24 protein-coding genes and 1 riboswitch are annotated in these 26369 nt (G+C 59.4%); of the genes, 15 read left to right on the forward strand and 9 right to left on the reverse strand.

The features are described from left to right. Window positions 1–847, forward strand: an 847-nt coding sequence (locus tag DWZ52_RS07825; protein WP_118385286.1) for an Mbeg1-like protein, incomplete at its 5' end; no start/stop codon positions are given. Between the two features lie 110 nt (window positions 848–957). After that, entirely contained in the window at window positions 958–1962 is a 1005-nt protein-coding gene (locus tag DWZ52_RS07830) for a nucleoid-associated protein (protein ID WP_022094136.1), read from the forward strand. A gap of 78 nt (window positions 1963–2040) precedes the next feature. On the opposite strand, the gene dapD is transcribed toward DWZ52_RS07830, so the two are convergent. From dapD to dapA, 3 genes are read right to left on the reverse strand one after another with little or no spacing between them, the layout of a single operon-like run. Beyond that, window positions 2041–2760 carry a 2,3,4,5-tetrahydropyridine-2,6-dicarboxylate N-acetyltransferase gene (gene dapD / locus DWZ52_RS07835; RefSeq protein WP_118066067.1) on the reverse strand — a complete coding sequence of 240 codons (720 nt, stop codon included), beginning with the start codon at window positions 2758–2760 and terminating at the stop codon, window positions 2041–2043. A gap of 39 nt (window positions 2761–2799) precedes the next feature. Next, the gene (gene dapB, locus DWZ52_RS07840; protein WP_233545886.1) at window positions 2800–3540 is read right to left on the reverse strand and encodes a 4-hydroxy-tetrahydrodipicolinate reductase; all 741 of its coding nucleotides are present in this window, start codon (window positions 3538–3540) and stop codon (window positions 2800–2802) included. Then, window positions 3533–5842, reverse strand: a complete 2310-nt coding sequence (gene dapA / locus DWZ52_RS10130; RefSeq protein WP_118328650.1) for a 4-hydroxy-tetrahydrodipicolinate synthase — start codon at window positions 5840–5842, stop codon at window positions 3533–3535. The genes dapB and dapA overlap by 8 nt, the downstream gene beginning before the upstream one ends. Window positions 5843–5907: 65 nt before the next feature. Next, a riboswitch (Lysine riboswitch) is annotated at window positions 5908–6076 on the reverse strand. Between the two features lie 145 nt (window positions 6077–6221). On the opposite strand from dapA, the gene DWZ52_RS07850 reads away from it, so the two are divergent. From DWZ52_RS07850 to DWZ52_RS07870, 5 genes are all read left to right on the forward strand, one after another. Continuing rightward, window positions 6222–7409: an N-acetyldiaminopimelate deacetylase gene (locus DWZ52_RS07850; RefSeq protein ID WP_118385269.1), complete on the forward strand. Its 1188-nt coding sequence runs from the start codon at window positions 6222–6224 to the stop codon at window positions 7407–7409. Between the two features lie 56 nt (window positions 7410–7465). Then, on the forward strand, window positions 7466–7735 hold the full coding sequence (locus DWZ52_RS07855; protein ID WP_117583917.1) for a hypothetical protein: 270 nt from the start codon (window positions 7466–7468) through the stop codon (window positions 7733–7735). A 164-nt stretch (window positions 7736–7899) separates the two neighbouring features. Continuing rightward, window positions 7900–8343: an FxLYD domain-containing protein gene (locus DWZ52_RS07860; RefSeq protein WP_118385270.1), complete on the forward strand. Its 444-nt coding sequence runs from the start codon at window positions 7900–7902 to the stop codon at window positions 8341–8343. Window positions 8344–8375: 32 nt separating this feature from the next. Then, the gene (locus tag DWZ52_RS07865) at window positions 8376–8798 is read left to right on the forward strand and encodes an XRE family transcriptional regulator (protein ID WP_117583918.1); all 423 of its coding nucleotides are present in this window, start codon (window positions 8376–8378) and stop codon (window positions 8796–8798) included. Between the two features lie 98 nt (window positions 8799–8896). Continuing rightward, window positions 8897–10276, forward strand: a complete 1380-nt coding sequence (locus tag DWZ52_RS07870; protein WP_158572431.1) for a protein kinase — start codon at window positions 8897–8899, stop codon at window positions 10274–10276. Window positions 10277–10313: 37 nt separating this feature from the next. On the opposite strand, the gene DWZ52_RS07875 is transcribed toward DWZ52_RS07870, so the two are convergent. Continuing rightward, complete coding sequence (locus tag DWZ52_RS07875) at window positions 10314–11447, reverse strand: glucosaminidase domain-containing protein (protein WP_118385272.1); 1134 nt, start codon at window positions 11445–11447, stop codon at window positions 10314–10316. 392 nt (window positions 11448–11839) lie between these two features. Here DWZ52_RS07875 and DWZ52_RS07880 point away from each other — a divergent pair, with 392 nt between their 5' ends. Together DWZ52_RS07880 and DWZ52_RS07885 are read left to right on the forward strand one after the other, a co-directional pair. After that, window positions 11840–13096 carry an ATP-grasp domain-containing protein gene (locus DWZ52_RS07880; RefSeq protein ID WP_117779280.1) on the forward strand — a complete coding sequence of 419 codons (1257 nt, stop codon included), beginning with the start codon at window positions 11840–11842 and terminating at the stop codon, window positions 13094–13096. 84 nt (window positions 13097–13180) lie between these two features. Next, a complete protein-coding gene (locus DWZ52_RS07885; protein ID WP_055287235.1) occupies window positions 13181–13927 on the forward strand; it encodes an aspartate/glutamate racemase family protein in 747 nt (248 codons plus the stop codon). 126 nt (window positions 13928–14053) lie between these two features. On the opposite strand, the gene DWZ52_RS07890 is transcribed toward DWZ52_RS07885, so the two are convergent. The 5 genes from DWZ52_RS07890 to DWZ52_RS07910 form a co-directional block, all read right to left on the reverse strand. Beyond that, complete coding sequence (locus DWZ52_RS07890) at window positions 14054–14800, reverse strand: energy-coupling factor transporter transmembrane protein EcfT (RefSeq protein ID WP_117786650.1); 747 nt, start codon at window positions 14798–14800, stop codon at window positions 14054–14056. Beyond that, window positions 14793–16544: an ABC transporter ATP-binding protein gene (locus DWZ52_RS07895; RefSeq protein ID WP_118385273.1), complete on the reverse strand. Its 1752-nt coding sequence runs from the start codon at window positions 16542–16544 to the stop codon at window positions 14793–14795. Before DWZ52_RS07895 ends, DWZ52_RS07890 begins: the two co-directional genes overlap by 8 nt. A 212-nt stretch (window positions 16545–16756) precedes the next feature. Continuing rightward, entirely contained in the window at window positions 16757–17329 is a 573-nt protein-coding gene (locus tag DWZ52_RS07900; protein ID WP_118385274.1) for a hypothetical protein, read from the reverse strand. A 400-nt stretch (window positions 17330–17729) separates the two neighbouring features. Further along, a complete protein-coding gene (locus tag DWZ52_RS10270; protein WP_118385275.1) occupies window positions 17730–19658 on the reverse strand; it encodes a C69 family dipeptidase in 1929 nt (642 codons plus the stop codon). Window positions 19659–20066: 408 nt separating this feature from the next. Continuing rightward, window positions 20067–20984, reverse strand: coding sequence for a diacylglycerol kinase family protein (locus tag DWZ52_RS07910; RefSeq protein ID WP_117637502.1), 918 nt, complete (start codon window positions 20982–20984; stop codon window positions 20067–20069). A gap of 98 nt (window positions 20985–21082) precedes the next feature. Between DWZ52_RS07910 and rnd the strand changes: the two genes are divergently transcribed. The 6 genes from rnd (at window position 21083) to DWZ52_RS07940 (ending at window position 26353) form a co-directional block, all read left to right on the forward strand. Next, on the forward strand, window positions 21083–22216 hold the full coding sequence (gene rnd, locus DWZ52_RS07915) for a ribonuclease D (RefSeq protein WP_118385276.1): 1134 nt from the start codon (window positions 21083–21085) through the stop codon (window positions 22214–22216). A 239-nt stretch (window positions 22217–22455) separates the two neighbouring features. Then, entirely contained in the window at window positions 22456–23160 is a 705-nt protein-coding gene (locus tag DWZ52_RS07920; RefSeq protein WP_089573079.1) for a zinc metallopeptidase, read from the forward strand. A gap of 115 nt (window positions 23161–23275) precedes the next feature. Beyond that, complete coding sequence (gene xseA / locus DWZ52_RS07925; protein ID WP_370448280.1) at window positions 23276–24727, forward strand: exodeoxyribonuclease VII large subunit; 1452 nt, start codon at window positions 23276–23278, stop codon at window positions 24725–24727. Window positions 24728–24769: 42 nt separating this feature from the next. Then, window positions 24770–25036: an exodeoxyribonuclease VII small subunit gene (gene xseB / locus DWZ52_RS07930; RefSeq protein WP_006234311.1), complete on the forward strand. Its 267-nt coding sequence runs from the start codon at window positions 24770–24772 to the stop codon at window positions 25034–25036. 49 nt (window positions 25037–25085) lie between these two features. Next, on the forward strand, window positions 25086–25421 hold the full coding sequence (locus tag DWZ52_RS07935; RefSeq protein ID WP_117564389.1) for a histidine triad nucleotide-binding protein: 336 nt from the start codon (window positions 25086–25088) through the stop codon (window positions 25419–25421). Window positions 25422–25462: 41 nt separating this feature from the next. Beyond that, window positions 25463–26353: a LysR family transcriptional regulator gene (locus tag DWZ52_RS07940; RefSeq protein ID WP_118094537.1), complete on the forward strand. Its 891-nt coding sequence runs from the start codon at window positions 25463–25465 to the stop codon at window positions 26351–26353. Window positions 26354–26369 lie beyond the last annotated feature (16 nt).

Consider the following 26369-nt stretch of genomic DNA (forward strand, 5'->3'; position numbering starts at 1 on the left):
CCGGGCTCAATATCGCCGGTGTCAAAGAGGGCGATTACTCAGGTTTAGCTATCTTTCCTTCCGGGGGACCGACAGTACGATTGTGGGCTGGAAAGAGGACTTTAACATGGCGTTCCGGTGTCCTGTGCCGGCCCAGGAATCCGCGGCGCGTTATGTAGACGAGGCGGCGGACGCGATTGACGGGCCGCTTTTGTGCGGAGGTCATTCCAAGGGTGGAAACCTTGCGGTGTACGGTGCGGCGATGTGCTCCGATGTCGCCCGTGAGCGAATCGAACGGGTGTATTCCCATGATGGTCCTGGCTTCGTCGAGGAGTTCCTGAACGGCAACGCCTTTGCCGATCTTTCCGGCCGCATCGATAAGACGCTACCTCGGTCGTCGATCTTTGGCATGATGTTCGAGACACAGGAGGACTATGCCATCGTTGAGAGCACCGAGTTCAGCCTGCTGCAGCACAATCCCTTTAGCTGGGTGGTTGATGGTCGCGACTTCGTGTACTGTGAGCGCCTGTCCGCCGGTGCTCGATACGTTGATGGCTCCATTCGCGAGATGCTGCTTGCAGTGGGGCCTGCCGAGCGCGAGCGTTTTGTAGATGCATTGTTCTCCGTGTTTGAGGCTACGGGTGCTGAGCGGTTTGCGGATATCGCTGGGAATCTGCGCGAGAGCCTGCCCGTGATGCTCCAGGCTGCGCAAGGTTTCGACAAGGATACGCGACGCTTTGTCTCGCAGACCATCGTGGCAATCCTTAAATGCGCGCTGCTGCCCAAACGACCCCAGATCGACATGTCCACTGCCGGTAAGAGTCTGGCAGAACAGCTCGAGGCTTGGCAGTCCGAGCTTCTGCGCTAGCCATTGGTGCAAAGCAACCTGTCCCCGATGCACCAATCTTCGATGCGCTCGGGAGGGCTCGACCGCTATACTGGTTCGTGCCGAAATCGATCTAGAACGGAATGCCGTATATGAAAATCAATCACGCGATTCTGCATATCCTGGACTTTGACTCTGCCGTCAACGTTATGAGCCAGCGCGAGCTCGATATCGAGAGTCGTACCGTGCGCAACTTCGTGACCACGCATCTGCGCCGCGCACGTACCTCGGCCGACAATAAACGCGCCACGTTTGCCGAGAACTCTGCGTTTGGCGGCGAGCTCAAGGGCTATTTCTTTGGCGAGCGCGAGTTCGTGGACCTGTCGCAGCAGATTGCGGAGTTTATCTCCTCCGAGCTCACCAAAGCCGAGAAAGCCGAGTCCACCGACGTGCTCGTGGCCGATTTTGACGACGATGAGGATGCCCGCTGGTTTGCCGTGATGCTGCTGGGCTCCAAGCAGGCTTTTATGCACGAAGTGGGCCGCGAGGAGGGAGAGGTGCGCAACGACATCGCGCGCCACTACGCCATTCTGCCGAACCCCTCGCAAAAGGTGCCGAGCTATGCCATCGTGCGTGCGAGCACCATGGAGATCGGTTACGTGGACAAGAAGCGCAAGATTGCCGGTGAGGACCGTATGCTTATCCCCGATGGCCTGCTGCAGTGCGACACGGGCGTATCAGGCAAGGAGGTCATCGACACCGTGACGCGTGTGGTCGAGGAAGTCGCCGAGGAGCACGGTGCCAATACGGCCGTGGCGCTCGCCAAGGTTAAGGCTGCCGTCGCCGAGAAAGTCGAGGATGACGAGGAGCTGCCGCCCTGGGATATCGTCGATGAGGTCTTTGAGGACGAACCGGTTATCAAGGAGAGCGTGCGCGCGGCACTGACTGAGGAGAAGGTGCCTGAGCGTGTGCCCGTGGAGCGCAAGCAGGTCGAACGCGCGGCCGTGCGCAACCACAAGATTCGTACCGATACGGGCATCGAGATCAGCTTTCCGGCCGAGATGGGCTCGAACTCCGAGTACATCGAGTTCGTCAACGAACCCAACGGCCTCATCTCCATCGAGCTCAAGAATATCGGCAGCATCGAGAATCGATAGCGGCTCGAGTAGATTGACCGTAACGAAAAGGCCAAAGCCCTTTGGGGCTTCGGCCTTCTTGGTAAAACCGCGTAACTATTAAAGCTGACGTAGTCCCTCTTCGAGGCCGGTCTTGCTGTCGGTTTTCTCATCGCGCATCTTGATGACGCGGGCGGGGACACCGGCCACGACGGCGCCGGCGGGGACGTCCTCGACGCATACGGCGCCGGCGGCAACGACAGCACCCTTGCCCACGCGCACGCCCTCCAGGACCACGGCGTTGGCGCCAATCATGACATCATCTTCGATGATGACGGGCGTGGCGCTCGCAGGCTCAACGACGCCTGCCAGTACGGTGCCGGCGCCGATATGGCAGTTCTTGCCCACGGTTGCGCGGCCGCCCAGGACGGCGCCCATATCAATCATAGAGCCCTCGCCGATAACGGAGCCGATGTTGATGATGGTGCCCATCATGATGACGGCGCGGTCGCCGATCTCGACGCGGTCGCGGATGATTGCGCCCGGCTCGATGCGGGCATTGATGCCCTTAAGGTCGAGCATGGGGACGGCGGAGTTGCGGCAGTCATTCTCGACGTCGTAGTAGTCGATGGAGTCGGCATTGGCATCGAGGATGACCTTGAGCTCATCCCAGTCACCAAAGACGGTCTTGCCACGACGACCGCCGTAGACGTGCGCATTGCCCCACTGGACCTTCATGCCCGGCTTTTCGCGCACGTACAGTTTGACGGGCGTTTTCTTGGGCGCGGTGGCGATGTAGTCGATAATCTCCTGTGCATCCATCTCGGCTGCGTTGCTCATTTGCTATCTCTCCTTTGGGCGGATTCGGTTGATACCTGGTTAGGCAAACATGACCTGGTCGAACGTATAGAAGCCGGGTTCACGGGCGACGAGCTTCTGCGCGGCTGCCAGGGCGCCGTTGACAAAGATCTGACGGCTCGTGGCGCGGTGGGTGAGCGTGACTTCCTCGTCCTGGCCAAAGAAACCCACCTCGTGCACACCGGCTACGGTGCCGCCGCGCAGCGAGTGCATGCCGATTTCCTTGGGGTCGCGCGCTCCGCACATGCCCTCGCGGCCATAGACGGGGTGGTAGCCTGCCTCGGGCTCGGCTTCGACGACGGCGTCGAGCAGCAGCTTTGCGGTGCCGCTGGGGGCATCGACTTTTTGGTTATGGTGCGTCTCGACGATTTCGCAGTCAAAGCCGGGCAGCTCGCGCGTGGCCTGTGCTACCAGATGACGCAGGGCTGCGATGCCGATGGAGTAATTGCCCGAGTGCATAACGCGGGCGTTCTGGCCCAGCTCACGCAGGCGGTCCATCTGCTCGGGGGTGTAGCCTGTGGTGCCCGAGACTAACGCCGCGCCCGTGCGCTCGACATAGGCGACGACGGCATCGAAGGTCACGACGTTCGAGAAGTCGATGATGACGTCGGCTGCCGGGGTGCTCTCGAGCTCGGACAGGTCAAAACCGATCTGGGCCACGATATCAAAAACGGGCTCTCCAGCGGCGTTGACAATGCCCTCGGCGGTAGTGTGGATGAGCGAGCCCATGCGGCCCGTTCCCATAATGACGGTCTTAATCAAGCAGACCAGCTCCCTTCAGAGCATCGGTAAGTGCGGCGCGCGTGTTATCGGCCATGGGGCACAGCGGCATGCGGTAGTTGGCTTCGATCATGCCCATCTGGGCGAGTGCCTCCTTGACGGGGATGGGGTTGACCTCGCTAAAGAGGGCATTGATGAGCGGCTGGCCGGCAATTTGGATATCGCGGGCGCGCTCCACGTCGCCGTCCAGATAGGCGCGGCACATGTCGTGCACGAGCTGCGGCTGAACATCGGCCCACACGCTGATGGTGCCCGAGGCGCCCAGGCTCATGAGCGGCACGGTGAGCGTGTCTTCGCCCGAGTACATACGGAAGTCGTCGGACAGCAGGTGGGCGATCTTGGCCGCGTAGGCGACGTTGCCCGAGGCTTCCTTAATACCCATGATGTTGGGGTGCGCGGCCAAGCGCTCTACGTTGCGCTCGCTGATGCCGCAGCCGCAGCGGCCGGGGATGTTGTACAGGATGCAGGGGATATCTACGGCATCGGCAACGGTCTTAAAGTGCTGGTAGATGCCCTCTTCATTAGACTTGTTGTAGTAGGGGGTAATGAGCAGCAGGCCGTCGGCGCCCAGGCCCTGATAGGTGAGCGACTTGGTGAGCATGGTTTGCGTGGAGTTGGAGCCCGAGCCGGCGATGACGGGGACGCGGCCTGCAACCTGCTTGACCACGGCGGCGACGACGGAGTTGTCCTCGTCATCGGTCATCGTGGCGCTCTCGCCGGTGGTGCCCAGGGTGAGGATGGCGTCGGTGCCATTTTGCAGGTGGAAATCGATAAGGCGCTCGAGTGCGTCAAAGTCGACGCTGCCGTCCTTTTTAAACGGCGTAACAAGGGCGACGATCGAGCCCTCGAGGTTGCGGATATCCATGTTCTTCTCCTTCGCTTCCGCGATCTGGATGCGTTTGTTCCATTGGACGGCGACGGCCAGGCGCTCGTCCTGAGCGCGACGACGAGCGCTTTCGGCGCGCGACTTGGCCAGCAGCTCTCGGCCGCTCGGCAACACGTCGAGCGTGGCAAAATAATCGCCCGGGCGCTCGGCGCGGCGGATAAGGTCGGCCGAGCCGTCGGGGCGCAGCAGCACCTCGGCGGAGCGCAGACGGCCGTTGTAGTTGTAGCCCATGGAGTAACCATGCGCGCCGGTATCGTGGATCACGAGCACATCACCCATGTCGACCCGCGGTAGCTCGCGGTCGATGGCGAACTTGTCGTTGTTCTCGCACAGATTGCCCGTAATGTCGTACGTGTTTGTGACAGGCGCCGCGGTCTTGTCGGAGCCACCCGGCTGGCCCATCACCGTAATGTGGTGGTAGGCGCCATACATGGCAGGGCGGATCAGATCGACGGCGCTTGCGTCGACACCGATATAGTCCTTGTAGATTTGCTTCTCGTGGATGGCCTTGGTGACCAGGCAGCCGTAGGGGCCCATCATAAAGCGGCCCATCTCGGTGCAGATTGCCACATCGCCCATGCCGGCGGGAACCAGAATCTCGTCGTAGGCCGCATGCACTCCTTCGCCGATGGCATGGATATCGTTGGCCTGCTGCTCGGGCAGGTAGGGGATGCCGACGCCGCCGGACAGATTGATAAAGGCGACGTGTGCGCCGGTCTCGCGCTCCAGGCGCACGGCAAGCTCAAAGAGGATGCGCGCGAGCTTGGGGTAGTAGTCGTTGGTGACGGTGTTGCTGGCAAGGAATGCGTGGATGCCAAAGTTTTCGGCGCCCTTGGCCTTGAGCGTGCGAAAGGCCTCGAAGAGCTGCTCGGTGGTCATGCCGTATTTGGAGTCGCCGGGGTTGTCCATGATGCCGTTGGAGAGCTGGAACAGACCGCCCGGATTAAAGCGGCAGCTGACCGTCTTGGGGATGGGGCCTGCGACGCGCTCAAAGAACTCGATGTGGCTGATGTCGTCAAAGTTGACGATGGCGCCCAGCTTGTCGGCGAGCTCAAAGTCCGCTGCCGGCGTGTCGTTGGATGAGAACATGATGTCGTGTCCCGTGATACCCAGCGAGCGGGCGATCATGAGCTCGGTATAGCTCGAGCAATCGCAGCCGCAGCCGTATTCGTTGAGAATGGAGATGAGCGCCGGGTTGGGATTGGCCTTGACGGCAAAGTATTCCTTAAAGCCCGGGTTCCATGCGAAGGCGTCGCGCACCTCTTGCATGTTGCGTCGGATGCCCGCCTCGTCATATAGATGAAATGGCGTGGGGAACTGCTCGACGATATGCTCGAGCGTCTTCTTGTCCACAAACGGCTGCTTGGCCGCATATGCCTCGTTGGGGGTTAATGCCATGTCCCGTAAACCTCGCTATCCAGACGGCGCCATCTGCGCATCGAATCCGCATAGCGTGGACCCAATGTCCGGATAGCGCTCCCGCATTGCTGCAGACAGTCCTGCGGGTGTTTCCCGCAGGCCCACCAGGTTGTTCGTGCCCGAAAAGCCCAGTTCGGCGGGTTTCGCCTCCCCACGGGGTCAAAGCCTGCCGGCTCACCCGCGGTTCTTCGTGCCCGCGCCTCTATCAAGTGGTAACGACCCTACCACGTTGCACTTTACCAAACAAGAGTATTCGTATATAACGTTTAAAAAATGCAGGGATATGCTGGAAATAAGGGTGTAGCAATCTTGCGGCACAATAGATAGCAGCCGACGCGCACCTACGAAAGGAACCAATATGGCCGAGCTCCAAGAACTCCGTCGCTACCGCCGCGACTTGCACAGGATCCCGGAGCTCGACTTCGATCTTCCGCAGACGATCGCCTATATCGAGGGCGTGTTGGCACCGCTCACCTGCGAGGTGACCCATCCGTGCCCCGGCTGCGTCTGCGCTTTCTTCGACGCTGGCGTTGGCGCCGCGCATGCCACGGCGATTCGCGCCGATATGGATGCGCTGCCCATTGCCGAGGCAACGGGGGCAGCGTTCGCTTCGACCCATCCCGGCAAGATGCATGCTTGCGGGCACGATGGACACATGGCCATGGCGCTTTCGGCGGCAACCTTTGTCGACCGTACGATCCGTGAGCAGCCGGGCGCCATTAAGCGCAATGTGCTCTTTGTGTTTCAGCCGGCCGAGGAGACGACTGGTGGTGCCAAGACGGTGTGCGAGAGCGGCGTGTTCGAGCGCTACGGGGTGGATCGCATCTTCGGCTTCCACGTGTGGCCCGATCTGCCCGCCGGCACGTTGGCGAGCTGCTCCGGTCCGTTGCTGGCGCGTTCGAGTGAGACACACATTCATATCCATGGCACGAGCATCCATATCGCTAAGACCTATGGCGTTCCGGTCGAGGAGTCGCACGATGCGGCGCTGGCGGCTGCCAAGTTCTTGGTTTCCGAGCGCGAGCTCATGGACGAGTTGGGTGTCGACGAGCCCTGCATTGGTAAGTTCGGCCTGCTGCAGGCCGGCACCGTCTGCAATGCGGTGGCGGGGGAGGCCCATGTTGCCGGCAGCCTACGTGTGTTTACGGACGACATGTTCGACCGTGCGCGTGAGGGCGTGCGCCGCGTGTTGGACGAGGCCTGCGCCGCAACAGGCTGTACGTACGACCTCGACTTTGCCGAGGGCTATCCGCCGGTCGATAACGACCCCGTGCTGTTCGCCCACATTGCGCCTGTCTTGTCCGAGCTGCAACTCGTGGATGAGCCTTTGCTGATTGCCGAGGACTTCGCTTTCTATCAGCGCCATCTGCCAGGTGTGTTCTTCCTCCTGGGTACGGGCGTGCCGGAGGGACAAGATAATCCGATCGATTCGGATGGCTGTCCCGCCTATGCCACGAGCGCCCTGCATACCGATACCATGCTCTTTGACGAGGAAATCCTACTCAAGGGCCTCGATGTCTACAAACGATTGCTTGTGATGGAGTGACGATGAGGCGACGTCGGCAATCTGCCGTATATAGTCCGGGTGGATGCGGGTGTGGTTTGCTGCTACTTCCGGTCATTGCTGTGAGCATTGGCGTGATGTTTGTGCTTGCTGGGCTGGCTGCGGCGGCACTCGTACTGTTTATCACTGCCATCGGCGTGACGATTTGGCTCTGCCGCAATCGCGGGCAACGCCGTGCCGACGGTAAAACCAATGTCGGCTGGGTCGTATTCCTGATCATTGCGTACCCGCTGAGTGTCAGCTACCTGGTGTTCTTTGCCCTGTTGATGATCAGTGCCTTTACCGGGAAATCCGTCACGGTGGGTTGATGCGCTGCCAGCAGACGGTCACGCAAAGTGCGTTTGCTCGGCGTCTGGATAGCTGCATTGGCCGTTTACCGCAACCTTAGCTCTCAGCTAATGAATTCAAATTCAATCCTTCCTACGATGTGCTGTGTGCCGGCACGGTAGCCGGATCGTAGGAAGGATGAATAATGGCAAAAGAGGGAAAGAAGCCGATCGGCAAGATTGTCCTAGGCGTCATCGTGGTGCTGGTTATCGTCGGTGCCGTGGGCTCTATGGGTGGCAATTCAACCGATTCGTCTGCGAGCGATTCGGCAAAATCTGCCGAGACGACACAGCAGGCTGAGGAGCAAAAAGAACCGCAAGAACCGTATACCATTGCTGACGAGGCTGAAGACACCTCCAATCAGTTTGCCTATAAGATCACGGGCACGCTGACCAATAACACGGACAAGGAAAAGAGCTACATTCAGATTGAGTATGTTCTGTATGATGCCGATGGCAACCAGGTTGGAACGGCTCTTGCAAACACCAATCTTCTGAAGGCGGGCGGCTCCTGGAAGTTCGAGGCGCTGGGTACGGTGTCTCCCGACCAGGTTGCTAGCTGGGAGCGTTCGGACGTAAGCGGTTTCTAGCATGTTGCATGCACTGGGGGAGGTGAAGTCGTATGCCCGATAAAAAGCTGACCGAGGAGTTGCTCAATGAGCTTCTCGATGCGCCGAACATCGATGGCTATATCAGGGAGCACGACTTTGCCGCCCCGTCGCTTTCGGACTACCTGAAGCAGCTGCTGCAGGAAAAGGGCTTGGAGCGTTCGCGCGTGGTGCGTATGGCCGACCTCAACGAGACCTTTGGCTATCAGATCTTTACTGGTTCGCGCAATCCGAGTCGCAATAAGGTGCTGCAGATTGCCTTTGCGATGGCGCTGACGCTCAAAGAGGCCAACCGTGCACTGACGGCTGCCGGGGTAAGCGTCCTCAACTGCAAGGATCGCCGTGATGCGATTATCATCTTTTGCATCGATCGCGGGTGCAGCCTCCAAAAGGTCAACGAGGAGCTGTATCGCTTTGGCGAGGAGACGGTGAGTTAGCGGCTGATATCTGAGCCGGCGGAGCTGCCGAACAACGATGCAAGCGAACGGGGCGCGGATGCCATGGGGTGTCTGCGCCCTGCGCTATGATGGAGGCTATGGATACTCAGACCACAACATATTCCGATGACGAGCTGACCGCAGCGCTTGCCGAACATCTGGCGTCGCTCGATCGCGACGACAGCTATCGCGTGGAGCGTGTACTTAAGCGCTCGTCCGTTGAAACAACCGAGCTCGTGTACTTTGAAGGAACCGGCGGTGGTTCGCTCGGCCCCTTTGTCCGTAAACGCATCGATGCTTCGGCTCAAATCGGCGGGGCATACGAGCGTCTGTTTGCCGCCCAGCGGGCAGGCAGGCGTTTTGAGCACCTGCCCAGAATCGTCGATTGTCGTCGTGTGGGCGACGAGCTCAACGTGGTTATGGAATACATCGAAGGGGAGACGCTCGGGGTGCTGGTGGACCGTCTGGGAGCCACCCCCGATTATGCGCGTGAATTGTATCCTGCCCTATGCGATGCCGTGGGCGAGCTCCACGCCGGTTTTGCAATGGCGGGGGAGACGTCGGCGCCGGTGATCCATCGCGACCTCAAACCGTCGAATATCATCGTGACGGGTGCGAACTGTACGCTCGATGAGGGCCTGACGTTTTCATCGCTGGTGATTATCGACTTGGGGATCGCGCGCGTATGGCGCGATGGCGCCGATGCCGACACCGTCAAGTTTGGCACGCGACCCTATGCGCCGCCCGAGCAGTATGGGTTTGGGCAGACGAGTGTGCGCAGCGACGTCTACGCACTTGGCGCCCTGTTGTTCTTCTGCTTGACGGGAATCGACCCTAAACCAGGGCTCGACATGCGCGAGCAATGCGAGGCGCGTGGCATTCCCACTCCACTTTCCGATGTCATCTGCATGTCGATGGCGCTCGACCCGGCTAAGCGTTTTGCGAGTGCGGAAGCGTTGGGACGGGCTACGCGCGCGGCATACGATCTGAGTCGCCCCGTGCGGCCTCCTGCGCCTGCGCCTGTCCGTACTCCGGCCTCGGAGACGGTGTTGACGCCCCAAGGGCTCCAGAACCCCGCAGGGCTTCCTAGGCCTGCCGCCTCCGCTGCATGCGGTCTGCTCTCTCGCGTTCCGGAGTCTCTGGGGCGCATTTGGAATACGCTTGTCTGCTTCTCGCTACTTGTGTTCTTTGCCGGAAGTCACTTTGCCGTCTTTCACCCCACGGGAGCAAACCAAGGCTACCCGACGTGGCTTCTCATAATCGAGTATTTTTTCTTTGTTGATGGCCTTATGGTGCTTATGCATTTTGCGCTGCTCGATAAGCGCCGTCTTCGTCGGCGATTCGTACTGCTCGACAGCTATCGCGGCAAGAAACTCGCGAAACTCTGGCTCAAGGCATTGGGTGTGCTGCTCCTATGCATGATCGTCATAGTCGCGGTTGCCAATGCGACCGGCGTCGTCGATACCTCCGCTACCTAAAAGAAAAGGGCCCCATTGGGGCCCTTTGCAGTTGCACCTAGATGCGGTTCATCTGAGTGGCGACTTTGTTGTACCAGTCCTGCCACGTGGGCGGGCAGTACTTTTTGGCCGCTGCCGGGGTAAGGGTGGAGCCGTAGTTGGCGCCCAGATAGGCAACGTGAGCGGAGATGCCCTCGCTCCAGCTGCCAAAGCTGCGCCAACCGCCGCCACGGGCACTCCAGCCCCAGGCGTTGTAAGAATTGGCGCAATAAGCACCCTTGGTGCTCTCGATGCAGGCGATGGCGGGGGACCAACGGGGGTCGACACCGGTATTCCAAGCGGCGACGGCAAAGTTATAGCCCTGGCCTGCCATGGGGGAGCCGGCGAGATAATTGTCGATGCGGCTCGTCCACTCATTAATGAACGAATCGTAATCGGAACTACCGGTATTGGAGTTGTTCACCGTGGTGTCTATGGTGGTGTTGGTGTTGGTGGCCTGGCTGCTGGAATTGCCGCCGCTTACGCCCTCGCCCGAGAGCTTCTCGGCGGCAGCGGCCTTATCGGCCTCAAGCTTGGCAAGCTCGGCGGCATTTTCCTGCTCGGCTTTTGCCTGTGCCTCGCTGCGGAGCTGCTGGGCCTGCGCCAGCGCATCCTCGGCGTTTTTCTGCTCTGCCTCAAGCTGTGACTTGGCCTGCTGGAGCTCGGCCTTGTTCTGCTCGAGTTCGGTTTGCATATTATTGAGCTCTTCGATCTCGTCGACGCTCGAGCTCGTGATCTGGTTGGTGTATTTGCAGGTCGTGATGAACTCACCCAGGCTCTGCGCATTGACCAGGAAGCTCACGATGGGATTGGTGCCTTTCTGATACTTGTACAGATCGCGCATGGCGGAGCTTGCCTTGGCCTGCTGCTCGGGAAGTTTAGCCTCGATTTCCTCGATGCTTGCCTCATTGGAGTCAATCTGCTTTTGCAGGTCATCGAGTTTGGTGCGGGCGTCGTTGTAGGCGCTCGTGGCGGCTTCGATCTTCTGCTGGGCTGCGGAAAGCTGGTCCTGCGTTGCCTGCGAGGCGGCATACGCCGCAACGGGGGAGAGCATCGGCGTGGCCGTCAGCGCAACGGCGAGCGCGGCGCTCGTGATGATACGAGCCGGCTTCGACGCAATGAGCGCTGCGGTGCGATGATTCGAATGCTGCATCCAGTCCCTCTGCAATCAATCGTAGGTTATGGTTCGAACGGTATTCTACTACTGCTTTCGACCTCAACTTGAACCTTAAAGGTTCCAAAGGGTCAAGTTGAACTTGAGGCTTTGGCTTTGACCTGCAGTTATGATGAATTGTTGAGAAACCATAGAGTTCAACTTTAACGTTACGGAACCCTGTCGAGAGGGTTTTTTTATCAAAAGTCGCCTCATGTGGGGTTTTGCAACTACAGGGTCCCATCACGGCGAGGGCGGATTTCATGCTGGACGATTACGTCGATTGCCATAGATACGGTGGAGCTTTGGGCGCCGGCGGCTTGGCACGCTAGAATAAATCAGTTGCGCAAAGACCGCCCCGTTGTGTGGGCAGTTCATGATAGGAAGTTTCCATGGCATTGCAGTTTACAGAGCGCGAGTTCATTCCCGTGCTGCTCGGTGGCGACATCAACGCCTATTCGGTGGCGCGCGCCTTCTATGAGGAGTACCAGGTCAAGAGTCTGGTCTTTGGCAAGTATCAGACGGGTCCCGCGTACCGCAGCCAGATTATCGACTACACGCCCAACGTGGATATCGATACCATGTCCGTGATGCTCAGGACCGTCAACGGCATTGCCCAAGCGCATGCCGATAAGACGATTGTCCTTGTGGGCTGTGGCGATAACTATGTTGCCCTCGTGGCTCAGGCCAAGGATGCCCATGAGTTGGCGGATAACATCGTCGCGCCTTACGCTCCCTATAGCATGCTTGAGCAGTGTCAGAAGAAGGAGATCTTCTACGAGCTGTGCGAGAAGCATGGCGTGCCCTATCCGCATACCTTTACCTTCACCATGGCGATGCTGAACGCCCAAGGCGAGGCGCCTGCCGAAGTGCTCGACCAGATCGATTTTCCCTACCCGATGATTCTGAAGCCTTCTGACGGCATCATGTGGTGGCAGCACGAGTTCGAGGGCCAGAAAAAGGCCTATGAGATTGCCGACCGTGCCGAGCTGGAACAGGTCATTCGTGACTCGTATGCCAGCGGCTACACCGACGACCTGATCTTGCAGGATCGCGTGCCCGGCAATGACGAGTACATGCGCGTGCTCACCAGTTATTCCGACCGCAACGGCAAGGTGCGCATGATGTGCCTGGGTCACGTGCTGCTCGAGGAGCATCAGCCTCACGGTGTCGGCAACCACGCCTGTATCATCACCGAGCCCAATGACGAGCTCATGGGCGGCGTGCGCAAGTTGCTCGAGGACCTTCACTTTGTGGGCTATTCCAACTTTGACGTTAAGTACGACGAGCGCGACGGCTCGTTTAAGTTCTTCGATTTCAACACGCGCCAAGGTCGCAGCAACTACTACGTCACTAACAGCGGCTTTAACGTTGCCAAGTATGTGGTGGACGAGTATGTGTTCAACCGCCCGTTTGAGCCGGAGTTTGTGACGGCGCAGGACGAGGCGCTGTGGATGGTCGTTCCCATGGGGGTCGTCGACAAGTACGTCAAGGATCCCGAGCTGCGCGCTAAGGTGCATCGCCTGGACAAGGAAGGCAAGGGCGCCGACCCTTCGTTTATGAAGGGCGACTTTGTCTTTAACCGCTGGCTGCGCATGTGGCACACCAAGCTGCGCCACTTTAAGCTGTTCAAGACGTATTACAAGTAGATGAGTGCGGCGCCCGTCCGGTTTACATCGGGCGGGCGCGGGTATGATACGCGCAATTGCGCAAGCGTCACCAAGGAGGCGGCGATGGAAAAGCTGGGAGTTATCGGCGGCATGGGCGCCGAGGCCACGTCGTATTACTACGACCAGGTGGTGCGCCATACGGCTGCTGCCTGCGATCAGGAACATATCGACATGGTGGTGCTCTCCAAGTCGACCATGCCCGACCGCACGCTTGCCATTAAGACCGGCGAGCATGCCAAGCTGCTGGCGACCATGAAAGAGTGTGCCCAGGCACTCGAGTCGCTGGGCTGTGCGCACATTGCCATTCCCTGCAACACGTCGCACTACTTCTACGACCAGATCCAGTCGTTTACGAAGGTGCCGATTATCCACATGCCGCGTGAGTCGGTGCGCTATGCCCTTGCGGGTGCGGTGATGGGGGAGTGCGAGTTCGACCCCAACCTGAGTATGCCGGCCGAGCCGGTGCACAAGATTGGCATTATGGGCACCGACGGAACCGTGGGCGCGGGCGTCTACGGCCGCGAATGCGAGGCTGCGGGTGTTGAGGTCGTCTATCCCAGCGAGAAACGTCAGAACGATGTGATGTCGCTTATCTACGATGATGTGAAGGCCGGACGTGAGCCCGATATGGATAAGTTCGACCGCGTGATGTGGGAGTTCGCCCGTAGCGGCTGCGACCGTGTCATTCTGGCCTGCACCGAGCTATCGGTGCTGCAGAAGTATCGAGAGATGCCCGAGATCACCCTCGATGCCATGGATGTCCTGGTGCGCGAATCCATCATCCGCAGCGGCGCTCCCTACCGCCTCTAGCTTCCGACCTGCCAAAAAAGGGACAGGTTAATTTTGGTAGATTTTATCTGGTGAAACAGTAAAGGCCTCGGCTCGTTTGGTGCGAGCCGAGGCCTTTTGCGTTGGGTGGTTGCTGTCGGTGGTGAACTAGAACAGGAAGCCGATGGCGATGAGGGCGATGCTGACGATGAGCACGGCGATGTCCAGGCCCTTGATGGGGTAGCGCTTGTACGAGCTGGCGCGTGTACGCAGATAGAAGCCGCGCTGTTCTGCCGCCAAGGCTGTGGCATCGGTCTTGCCCACGCTCGAGATGAGCAGTGGCACGCACAGTGGCAGCATGAGCTTAAGCTTCTTGATGGGGTTCTTGGTGTCGTACTCGACGCCGCGTGCGGTCTGCGCTTCCATGATGGCGTTCATCTCCTGACCAAACACCGGCACAAAGCGTAGCGCCGTGGTAAAGGTGAAGGCATAGCGATACGGCACGTGCAGCACCTCGACGCAGGCGTTGGCAAGGTCGTTGAGCTTGGTCACCATGAGCATGAGGATGAGTGGTAACGCCACGCCCAGCAGGCGCAGGCAGGCCTTCGATCCCGTGATGAGGCCCGTGTCGGTGATAAAGCCCCACACCACGTTGCCATCGCGCATAAAGGCTAGCTGGAGCACCAGCATGATAAGCGCGAGCGGAATCAGCAACTTGAGCAACGAGAACAGACGGTCGACGACACCGGCATAGGCGCCCAGTGCGAGGGTGAGTGCCAAAAAGCCCAACAGCGCCACGTAGGTGTCGGACAGGAAGATGCCGATGATGATGGCGGCGGCAAGGCCCAGTTTGACGACCGGGTTCAAGCGGTGCAGCAGTGTGTCGCCCGGCATGTAGTCGATGACGTTAACCACGGCGGACCATCTCCTTGGTAATGCGAACGACATCGGTGACCTCGCTCACCTGCGCAAAAGCGGGCGAGACGGAAGATGCCAGACGGCGCGAGAGTTCAATAACCTGGGGCGGCTCAACATAGGCACGCTGCATGAGATCGATGTTCGAGAATAGCTCGTGCGTGCGGCCGCGGTCGAGGATGCGACCGTCGGCCATTACCACAATGCGCTCGGCAAAATCCGAGACGACTTCCATATCGTGGCAGACCATGATAACGGCGCAGCCGCGCTCGGCCATGGTGCGCACCGTTTCCATGACGGTCATGCACTCGCGGTAATCAAGGCCGCTCGTGGGCTCGTCGAGCACGACGATCTTGGGCTCAACCACTACGACGGAGGCAAGCGCCACCATTTGTCGCTGGCCGCGCGAAAGCGAGAAAGGTGCCTCATCGGCAGGCAGGCCAAAGCGGTCGATAACGAGTCGAGCGCGACGCAGAGCCTCGGCACGGTCGATGCCGGCAAGCTCCAGGCCAAAAGCGACCTCGTCGAGTACGGTATCCTTGCAGATCTGGCGGTCGGGGTTTTGGAAGAGGGTTGCGACTTCGCGGGCGATGCGGCTCGTGGGAACGGCCGCGGTATCCAGTCCCGTGACGCGCACGCTGCCCGAGGCGGGCTTGAGCAGGCCTGTGAGCAGCTTGGTGAGCGTGGTCTTGCCGGCACCGTTTTGGCCGACGATGCCCACGAGCTCGCCGGGATAGAGCGTCAGGCTAAGGTCGTGTACGGCGGCGCCGCCATTGGGATAGGCAAACTCAACATGGTCGAAGGTGAGTACGGGTTCGGCGTCCTTGGCATGAGGGCGCAACGACGGTGCGTGCGGTGAGCCGGCGGGCGCCTGGGCTTCGCTGGCCGCGTGTGCGGGGTCGACGATGCCCGAAATCAGGCGCTCGGCCTCATCGACATCCAAGCAAGGGGTACCGCTTACCAGGCCATCGGCCTCGAGGCTATTGAAGATACGCGTGACGCGAGGGCAGTCGACGCCGATGGCACGGAGCTCGTCGGTATGCGCGAAGACCTCGTGTGGTTCGCCCTGCAGCGCGATTTCGCCATGGTTGAGCACGAGCACGCGGTTGCAGTACTCCGAGAGCAGGGCGACCTTTTGCTCAACGACGACGATGGTGATTCCAAGTGTGCGGTTTGCCTCACGCAGCGTCTCGAAGACCAACGTGGAGCTGGCGGGGTCGAGTGCCGCGGTGGGCTCGTCGAGAACCAAGACGCGCGGACGCATGGCGAGGATGGCGGCGATGGCTACCTTTTGCTTCTGTCCGCCCGAGAGGGTGGCGATCTCGCGGTCGCGCAGGTCGCTGATGCCGACGGTCTCGAGCGTTTCGCTCACGCGCTGCTCGATCTGGTCGTGGGGAACGCCAAAGTTCTCGAGGCCAAAGAGCATCTCGTCCTCGACGACCGAGGCGACCATCTGCGTGTCGATATCCTGCAGCACGCTGCCGACGATTTGCGACACGTCGGTGAGCGAGGCTTCGCAGGTGTCGTGGCCGTTAACCATGACGGACCCAAAGAACGTGCCGGTGTAGTGGTGGGGCACGGCACCCGACAGGCAAGCGGCAAGCGTGGACTTGCCGGCGCCCGAGGGCCCGATGATGCCGATGAAATCTCCCTTGTTCACGCTGAGCGAGATGTGGCTGAGCGCCTGCTCGGTCTGCGTGCCATAGGAGAACGAGACATCGTCGACGTTGATGATCGTTTCCATGGATACCTTTCATAGTCATTGGGGACGTTCTTTAATGACTGGTCGTTTAAGAACGTCCCCAAGAGCTAGTTGTTTGGGACAGTCTTTGTTGGTGGAGTGCGGAGACGGCTTTACGAGGGGCCCCAGGTTGGCGCGAAAGAGGAGCGAAGCGTACTTGGGTACGCGAGCGACGAATGAACGCCAAGATGGGGTGGCTCGTAAAGCCGAGCGGGTTAATTGAGCCTAAGGGCCTTCTGGATGGGCAAGTAGAGGGCACCGACCAGAATGGCGTTAAAGACGGCGGTCATGGCGACGACGGGCAGCATAGCGGCGGCGAGCTCGCCCACCACGCCGAGCATGGCCATCTTGATGACCATGAAGATGACGCCGGAGACAAAGGTGGTCAGGAAGGTTGCGACAATGGCGATCGCGGGCTTGACCTGACCGTTCTTGCCGGCGGCGTTGACGATGCCGGCCATGAGCATGGCGGCGATGCCCTCGGCGGCAAAATCGACGAACGGCGAAGTGGTGGTGATCTGGATCACGGCAGCCGAGATGAGGCCAATGACGAGCGCCTGGCCGATGTTGGGGCGAATGACCAGGATGGTGAGGCAGAAGGCCGAGATGATAAACTCGGGGCTGATCATGCCGCCCGAGATGCCCGAGATGGCCTTGCCGACGGTGAAGTTGAGGATGAAGCCGGCGGCGAGCAGGATGGCGAGCAGGACGAGGGCGCGGACATCGAGTTTGCCGCGGTCGGCGGTCTGGACGGTGCGGGGTTGGGCGGCGGTGGTGTTCTGAGACATGGTGAAAATCCTTTCGGAATGGGAGTGCAAGAGAAAAGCGGAGGCGCGTGATGCGAATGCGATCGGGCTCGAGATAGAAAAAGGCCCCCGGTCGAAACCGGAGGCCTTCCAATCACCTAGAGCGCAAAAACAGGCGTGAGGGACTCACTGTCGACCGATCGTATTCGCATCACGCCACCACCAGTTGTTGAGAGACTTCATCGTGTTCTTCATGTTGGTGGCTCCTTTCGTGATGCCGTGGCGCGGTCGCACCTAGTTGCTGTTGCGCTGCACTATAGCACAGCGAAGTGTGTGCGGGGAAATCTTTTTTAAAAAGATTTCAGGCGGGTTTCCCGCCGGTCAAAAGAGCGGGCTGAGCGGGCGAGGCTGCCATTGCTGCCTTGCCCGCTCAGCTAAGACGTTACTCCTTATTGCGACGGTAGAGGAAGTAACCGCCCGCGGAGATGACGGCAACGCCAGTGATGGCGAATGCAGCCACCACGCGGCCATCAAAACGATCACCGGTGGTGGGCAGGCCGCCCTTGGTGTTCGTCTTGTTGGTGGTTACCGTGGTCGTGGTGTCCGACTTGCCAGGCTTCTCGGGCTTGGTGGTGGGCTGCTCGGGCTTAGCGGGCTGCTCGGGGGTACCGGGCTGCTCGGGAGTGCCGGGCTGATCCGGGGTGACCGGGTCGGTGGCAAGGGCGTCCTTGGCGTAGGTGATGGACTCCTTGAGGCCGTTGGTCTCGGTATTCAGGTCGCTCGGGGTGAAGGGCTGGTCAAAGTTTCCTGCCTTCTGATAGGCGCGCATCTCCTGGAGCAGAGCCTTGCACTTCTTGTAGGTGTTCTCGGTAGCAGCATTGCCGGCCTTGTTGGCCAGGGCGGTGCGGCCCTCGGTGGTCGTTTCGGCCAGCATGGCGGCGTCAACTTCCTTGTTCTGCTCGATGAGCTCATTCTGGAGCGCGTCGAGGTAGGCGCGGACACCGACGCCAAGGGTGTCAGGGTTTTCAAAGCAGAGAGTGCTGATGTCCATGAGGACGTAGTTGATGGAGTTCTCCGGCTCCTCGTTGTTTACGATGTCTGCCTCATCGCAGTGATCGAAGGAGACGGTCTGATCGCTGAAGTACGGGCTGACCTCAGTCATCAGAGCGGAGTAGAAGGGGATGGCGACGGAGTACGCGGCGCGGGAGAGCATCTCCCACTGGATGGTAGCGACTTCGGGATCAAGGCCGCGACGAATCTGGAAGAGGTTGATCTCGGTGTTGGTTTCGGTGCCGATGGCGTAGGCGCCGTCGGTGTTTGCGTTGAGGCCGGGAACCTTCTCGCCACGGTTGCCAAACGCGCGAATCATCTCAAAGGTGTTCCAGTTGGACTTACCGGGTTGGAAGAATAGCGGCTGCATTTCATTTACCATAGCGCCAACTTTAGCGCGCGGTTTTTTACTGGTGTCCTTTTTGATTTCATAGTCGGTGCCCTCGGCAAGCGGTGCGTCGAAGTAGGCACGGCCCTGGACATAGCGTGTCCAAGAATGCATGGCCTTTTCGCTAATTTCTTCACCATAGGTCTGGGCAACGTCGAACTGGCCATCGTCAAAGTACTTAGCAAAGCCCTTTTCCACGGGCATGGACTCGATGCCCTCGGAGTGGAGGCAGTTTGCACCGTCGTTGAGATTGACCTTGTAGTTGAGGTTGCCGATGTTGGGGTTGAGCGACGCGACGTCATCGGTGAGCTTCATGGCTATCCACTGGTGGCCGGAAAGCGCGGCGAACAGCCAGGTCTCGTTGTTATCGGCGATGATGAGCTGATCGTTGCCGCAGGCGCCCTGCTCGTCGATGATTTTGCCGAGGAGCTCGACACCCTCACGTGCCGTAGCGCTTTCGCCCAAGATGACGCTGCCGTAGCTATACTCGCCAATGCCAGTGTCGGTAAGGGGATCAGCCGCCTTAGCGTCTGCATTCATGTATGTGGTCAGCGTGGCGGAGCAGGATACACCTTTCTCATTGATGCCCGCTTCGGAGTAGGCATCCCAGCGTCCGTGCCACTGCGAAGGATGGTCGCGCACGTAACTATAGCGATACGTGGTATTGGGCGAGGTGTATGCGAATTCGGACTCGTCTGAGCCGTAGATATGGCCGGGACCATGTGAGGGTTCGATGCCGAAGTGCTTGAGATAGCGCTTGCCAAAGTCCTCGGCGCGGCCGTAGTACGTGTTGCCGTCGGCTGTTAGGTCTTTGCCCATGTACATCTGCGTGCAGGCGAGCGCAGAGGTCGGCATGGACATGATGGTTGCAGCTCCAAAGGCGAGGCCTATGCCTAGCTTCTTGAGCGCGTTGACGGGGTGAGTTTTCCTCATTTTCCCTCCCAGCGTGCGAAAGCCCTCTGTCGCCAGAGGGCTTCAGCCAATAAAGACACCCCATTAGCGTAACGAATTGGAAACAATATTCATCTATGAAAGAAACCTACTCGATAAGCGTGATGAAATATGCGATGAGCGGTTAATTGTACTCAGTTTGTAGCTTTACTTTAATAAAGACGCCCTGCAATTACTGTAGACGAATAAAGTAGCTGGGAATGCCCGAAATGAAAATCCCCCGCTGTTTGGCAAATGCATAAACAGCGGGAGAGTCGATAACTGGATGAATATCATACCAATGTGGATTTACTTCTTTCGGCGGTGAATCACGTTGATGGCGTAACCGACGAGCATGGCCAAGACGATGACAATAAAGCCGATCAGGGGATTGTCGTTCATAGGGTCCTCCTATTTTCCGAGCGGGGAGAATTCGTCGACGATGAGGTCGAGGCATTGCGGAAGCGCGCGGGCTCCAAAGACGCCCGAATTGCTGGAGATAATCTCGCCATCGAACTGCATGCCCAGTGACGGGGTGCAGGTGATCTTGGCTTCCTTGGTCTGGATGATCTTGAACTGTGGGCGCCCGAGTACCTTACCGGCGGGGTCAAGCGCAGCGGTGATCACAGTAGGCAGCAGCTGAACGGTGCGCACGGGTTCGATGACCGCGATGTCGACCATGCCGTCGTTCATGCGGCAATCGGGGAACAGGTTGATGTCGTTTTGGATGACCGAGGTGTTGCCGGCCATGCAGCAGATGCCATCGAGCTCCTCGACAATGCCGTCATGCTCGATGGTAAAGTGCGCCACCGTGGGGTTGGGCGTGGCGAGCGCGGAGAGGAAGTAGGCGATCTCGCCGATGTCGTTTTTGGTGGGGGCGGCCTTCATCATGATCTCGGCGTCGAAGCCCGAGCCGGCGATGATGATAAAGCCGTGGCGCTTCTCGTTGCCGTTCTCGTCGAGCCAAAAGAGCTCGCCCATGTCCACTTTGACCGTGCGACCGGCGCGGCAGGCCTTGGCAAGTGCCGCTGCCTCGGGGGCATTACCGATGTTGTTAAAGAACAGGCAGGCTGTGCCGGAGGGGAAGACGAGCGTGGGGACGCCGCATCCGCGCATTTGGTCGAGTACGTTGGAGACGGTGCCGTCGCCGCCCGAAATCACCACGCGATCAAACTCGCGCACGTCTGCCACGGCGTCTTCGGGTTCCATGCCATCGCCGATAAAACGCATCACGACCTCGTCGCCGCCCTGCGCGAGGGCGTGCGTGAATGCGTAGATTTCATCTGAGCTGGGGCCCGATGCCGGGTTGTGGATGATAAGGCAGCGCATACTTACGTTCCCGTTCTGTGACTAACCGAGTATAGTTGTAAGGCAATGCCGATATCCTACCCGTGTTTTTCGGGCCTAACCTTATTCGATGGGTTGATATGTACATTTCCACACATCAGGCTCTACTCGACTTTTGTCAGCGCGCCCGTGAGTTTGACACGATTGCCGTCGATACCGAGTTTTTGCGCGAGCGCACGTTCCATCCGCGCCTGTGCCTGGTCCAGATTGCCACTCCTGCCGAGAGCGTCGCGGTTGATCCGCTGGTGATCGACGACCTGTCTCCCTTGGCCGAACTCATGGCCGACGAGAGCGTGACCAAGGTGTTCCATGCTTGCTCGCAGGACATGGAAGTTATGCTTCATACCGTAGGCGTGTTGCCGCGTCCGATTTTTGACACGCAGGTGGCCGCCGCCTTTTTAGGCGAGCGCCAGCAGATTTCCTACGGCGCGCTCGTGCAGACGTTTTGCGGCGTCTCGCTGCCCAAGACTGAGTCGCTGACCGACTGGTCGCGTCGCCCGCTGACCGATAAGCAGATTGAGTACGCGATCGATGACGTCAAGTACCTGATCGTCGCCTATACCGAGATGATGAGCCGTCTGCGCGAGCTGGGCCGCGTGGACTGGGTACTCGACGAGTTGCGCCCGCTGGCTGACGAGTCGCACTATCGCGCCGATCGCCACGAGGCGTTCCGCAAGGTCAAGCGCATCAATTCGTGCAGCCGTCACCAGCTGGGTATCGCGCGCGAGCTCGCCGCCTGGCGCGAGGACCGCGCCGAGCGCCGTAACATCCCGCGCAAGTGGGTCATGTCCGACGACACGCTGCTTGCGCTCGTTAAGCGCAATCCCGTCCGCGTTGAGGAGTTCCGTAGCATTCGCGGTACCGACCAGCTGGGGGAGCGCGACGTGGACGGTGCGCTCATGGCCATCAAGCGCGGCGCGAGCTGCCCGCACGATCGCCTGCCGCTCATGGTGCGCGGACACCGTCAGATCTCGCCGGAGCTGGAGAGCGTGACGGACCTGATGTATGCGCTCATCCGCCTGGTTGCCGAGCGCTCGGGGGTGGCGACCTCGGTCATTGCCTCGCGCGATGACCTGGCCGATTACATCGAGCATCCTGAGCAAAGCCCCCTGCGCGAAGGCTGGCGTTTTGAGCTTGTGGGTTCGCGCCTGGACGATCTGCTTTCCGGCAATATGGGGCTCACCGTGAAGGACGGAAAGATTGAGTTGTTATAGGTATATAGTTACGCGGTTTTACCAAACCGCGTAACAGCTCGACGCTGCAAACGGCCGAGAGCGAGCAATCTGACGTTCAATCGTCGCTCGCGTACCAAAGTACGCGTCGCTTCTCTTTCACGTCACCTTGCTCGCTCTCGGCCGTTTTCGCTGACAATGCCTAAACATCGATGCTGACTTGCCTGCTGGGCGAGTGGGTAGAATGCCTCCAACGTGTAACTCGATTTGGAGGAATTCGCATGCCCTATTACTATGGATATGGCTTTGGCATCGACCCGCTGTACCTGCTGGTTGTTCTTGTCTGCACGGTGCTTGGCCTTGCTGCGCAGAGCTATATCAATTCGACGTACAAGACGTGGTCCAAGGTTCGCTCGGACGGCGACACGGGTGCCACGGTCGCTCGCCGCATGCTCGACGCCAACGGCTGCAATGCCGTGGGTATCAAGGGCGTCGCTGGTGAGCTTACCGACCATTACAACCCGCAGGACAATAACCTGTATCTGTCGGATTCCAACCGTTCGGGCGGCTCGGTCGCAAGCGTTGCTGTCGCTTGTCACGAGGCAGGCCATGCCGCGCAGCGTCAAAGCGGCTATGCCATGATGAAGGTACGTACCGCCCTCGTGCCGGTCGTCAACTTTACCCAGAACACCTGGACCATCGTGCTGCTCATGGGCCTGTTTATGAACATCGCGGGACTCACGACCATCGCGCTGATCTTCTTCTCGTTTAGCGTGCTGTTCCAGCTCGTTACGCTGCCGGTCGAGATTGATGCCAGCCGCCGCGCCGTGGCGTACATCGAGCAGTCGGGCATGAGCTCCAAGCAGGTCAACGGTGCCAAGAAGGTGCTGACGGCCGCCGCGCTTACCTATGTGGCTGCGGCGCTCACCTCGATTATTCAGCTGCTCTATCTTATGGCTCGCTACAACAGAAACTCCAACCGATAACAAATTGGGTCGCTGGGCGCCGCGGGAATTTGTGTCCCCGCGGCGCTGTACTATGTGTTGGACTTGAATTTGCGCAGGGCCAGAGCCTTTGTGCACGATGACGAAAGGAGGCTGCGTGGCAGGCTGGAATCTAACCGGCAATAGCGTTTCCGCCGAGTTCGACGGTTCGGACGAGCAAGAGCGTAAAGAGCTCAGCGTGAGCCAGGCGGTAGAGATCGCCGCCGGTGCGCTCGATGCCATTCCGCAGCTGAGTGTCCTGGGCGAGGTCACGGGTTTCCGTGGTCCCAATGCCCGAAGCGGCCACTGCTACTTCCAGATTAAAGACGACTCGGCCGCCGTCGACTGCATCATCTGGAAGGGCGCCTATCTCAAGCGTACCTTCGATCTGCGTGACGGCATGCAGGTGAGCTTTAAGGGCAGCTTCAATCTCTATAAGGCCACGGGCCGCATGAGCTTTGTCGCTCGCTCGTTTTCGCTGGCGGGGGAGGGTCTGCTGCGTCAACAGGTGGCGCAGTTGGCCGAAAAGCTACGCCGCGAGGGACTGATGGACGAGTCCCGCAAACGCCGCATCCCGGTGTTTTGCTCACGCGTGGCGGTCGTCACCTCGCTTTCCGGTGCGGTAATCGACGACGTCAAGCGTACGCTGCGCCGTCGCAACCCGCTCGTCGAGCTTGTCTGCGTGGGCGCCAAGGTTCAAGGCGAGGGTGCGCCGGCCGAGCTCATTGATGGCTTGCGCCGCGCCGCTTCCATTACGCCGGCGCCCGACTGTATTTTGCTGGTGCGCGGCGGCGGCTCCTTTGAGGACCTCATGACCTTTAATGACGAGGAGCTTGCCCGCGCGGTGGCGGCTTGTCCTGTGCCCGTGGTGACCGGCATTGGCCATGAGCCCGATACCTCGATTTGCGACATGGTGAGCGACCGACGCGCCTCCACGCCCACGGCGGCGGCAGAATCGGTGGCGCCGGCTATGACGGAGTTGGCCGATGTGCTCGAGGCGCGCCATCAGCGTCTGGGTGCCGCGATGGCATCGATGATTGGGTCGGCCCAGGTCGACCTGGAGATGCTCGATCAGCGCGGTCGCCGTGCCTGGGATACCTATACGGCTCGCTTGGGTGATGCGCTCGATGCCGCTGCGTGTCGCCCGTGCCTCAACGACCCCACATTTATGGTCGAGCGTCGCGAATCGGAGCTTGCACTGACTGCCGATCGCCTGTCGGGCGCCATAGTACGCTCGGTCGGGACATTCCGCTCCAACTTTGAGCGCTTGCCCGAGCGTCTGATTACAAGCACCTCGGGGCTCGATGGTAAGCGCCATGCGCTCACGCTTGCGAGTTCCCGCCTAGAGCATCAAGGGCGCACGATGCTCAGCAAGCCAGCGTCCGACCTGAGCCGTGCGGCAGCGTCGCTCGATGCCCTGTCGCCGCTCAAAGTGCTTGCTCGCGGCTATTCCATCGCGTACAGCGATGATGGTGTGGCTACGAGTGCCAAGACCTTTAAGCCTGGCGACGCCATTCGCGTGCGCATGGCAGACGGCAACGTGGCAGCAACGGTCGATACGGTCGAGTAGACCGCGTTTCGCAGTGATAGACCCTTAGGAAAGGAAACAGATATGGCAGAGAAGACCCCGGTCGAGCAGCTTACGTACAAGCAGGCCTCGCAGGAGCTGGAGCTCATCATCCGCAGCCTGGAGTCGGGCGATATGGAGCTTGAGGAGTCGCTCGAGAGCTACACCCGCGGCGTCGAGCTCCTCAAAAGCCTGCGCACCCGCCTGTCCGATGCCGAGCAGAAGGTCTCGGTGCTCCTTAAGGACGTCGACGGCAACGATGTGCTCGCCGACGGCGAGGCCGCCAACACCGATGATAACCTTTCGTTCTAAGCATCTCGACCAAATATAATTACCTTGGTCTGTAAGAAAGGAACCAGCTATGTGCGATTGCATCTTCTGTAAAATTGCCAACCACGAGATCCCCTCGACCGTTGTCTATGAGGACGACCAGGTCATCGCCTTCGACGACCTCAACCCGCAGGCGCCGGTCCACACGCTCGTGATCCCTAAGAAGCACTACAGCGACATCGCCGACAACGTACCCGCCGAGACCATGGGCGCCATAGCTCACGCCATCCAGGAGGTCGCCAAGGCCAAGGGTCTGGAGGACGGTTTCCGCGTCATCTCCAACAAGGGCGTCAACGCCGGCCAGACCGTCATGCACTTCCACATGCACGTCCTCGGCGGCAAAAACCTGGGCGAGAACCTCATCTGAGGACGCGTAGCCCGTCGACTTGGCTGCCTTTGGAGTAATCTATGCAGCTTTCTCAACTCGAATACCTTCAAGCGGTAGCGAACTATGGCGGCGTGCGCAAAGCAGCTCGCGCCGTTCATGTGAGTCCGCAGGCCGTTTCGTCGGCAATCAAAAAGTTGGAATCTGAGTATCAGATTGTTTTGCTCGACCGATCGGCGGGGGAGGCTGTTTTGTCTCCGGCGGGCAGAGAGCTCGCACGTCGCGCACGTATGATCCTGGCACAAGTCGACGATCTCAAAAAGTACGTTCAATCGAGGGGCGGCGGCGTTTCGCCCGATGGCCACTTTCGTCTTTACGCCCCCTGCCTTCATGGGCGGGGGCGCCTTTTTGCCGAAAGCTGGTATGACTCGTTTGAACGCTCGCACCCTCAGATTCACCTTGATGTGTGGCATCAGCCAACGGCTACATGCTTTGAATCACTTGTGCTTGGCATTTCGGATGCGGCTATCTCATTCGAGGAACCACGGGACAGCGTCCTTTCTTCAAAATATTTGGGTGAAAAGGAGCTCAAGGTTCTTTCATGCCCAGCGGGTCATCAATCTGTGGGCGCCATGACCATTCGCGAGTTACTGGGCGGCAGGCTCGCTGTTCCCATTAATTTGTCACCCTGTCTCAATGCAATCAATCAATGTCCCGAAGCCCAGCTCGTCAATTTTCGCTTCCGTGATGTTGAATACGGAAACAGGGCGCAGACTGAGTTTCTTCAAGCCGGGGGATTGATATTGAGTTTTTCTGGCTCTTCTCTCGCATCAGATGTATTGGAAGTGAGCGAGTGCTCCATTGAAGGTTCGCGTGATGTAACCTTGCCTATCTACTTTTGCTATCGGCAAAATTCCTGGACTGATCGACACCAGACGGTTTTTCTGCACCTATTGCGTCATCTTGCTTCGTGAGATTAATTGGCTTCGA

The organism is Collinsella sp. AF33-16 (assembly GCF_003475325.1).
In the GTDB taxonomy this organism is placed as follows: Bacteria; Actinomycetota; Coriobacteriia; order Coriobacteriales; family Coriobacteriaceae; genus Collinsella.